General features: G+C 78.1%; 1 rRNA gene and 1 other annotated feature. The gene reads left to right on the top strand.

The window, feature by feature from the left end:
- Positions 1 to 102 (top strand): 23S ribosomal RNA (locus ABN273_RS59335); the annotation flags it as partial.
- Positions 103 to 180: 78 nt separating this feature from the next.
- Positions 181 to 263 (top strand) — a sequence feature (5S ribosomal RNA rRNA prediction is too short).
- Positions 264 to 507 lie beyond the last annotated feature (244 nt).

The following is a 507-nucleotide window of genomic DNA, read 5'->3' as shown; positions in this document are numbered from 1 at the left end:
AGGGGGTAAGGCTCCCGGTAGACGACCGGGTTGATAGGCCGGAGGTGGAAGCACGGTAACGTGTGGAGCTGACCGGTACTAATAGGCCGAGGACTTGACCACAAAGCAGACTTTTTTGAAGTTGTTCTTGCTCGCGTCCACTACGCAATTCTGAGACAGCAAACAGCTGTTTCGCGGGGTTGCGGCGGTTATGGCGGGAAGGAAACACCCGGTTACATTCCGAACCCGGAAGTTAAGCTTCCCTGCGCCGATCCCCCCCCCCCCCCCCCCCCCCCCCCCCCCCCCCCCCCCCCCCCCCCCCCCCCCCCCCCCCCCCCCCCCCCCCCCCCCCCCCCCCCCCCCCCCCCCCCCCCCCCCCCCCCCCCCCCCCCCCCCCCCCCCCCCCCCCCCCCCCCCCCCCCCCCCCCCCCCCCCCCCCCCCCCCCCCCCCCCCCCCCCCCCCCCCCCCCCCCCCCCCCCCCCCCCCCCCCCCCCCCCCCCCCCCCCCCCCCCCCCCCCCCCCCCCCC

It is taken from the genome of Nonomuraea sp. B19D2, assembly GCF_040137845.1.
Classification (GTDB): Bacteria; Actinomycetota; Actinomycetes; order Streptosporangiales; family Streptosporangiaceae; genus Nonomuraea.
This window is presented reverse-complemented; position numbering and strand designations above follow the sequence as displayed.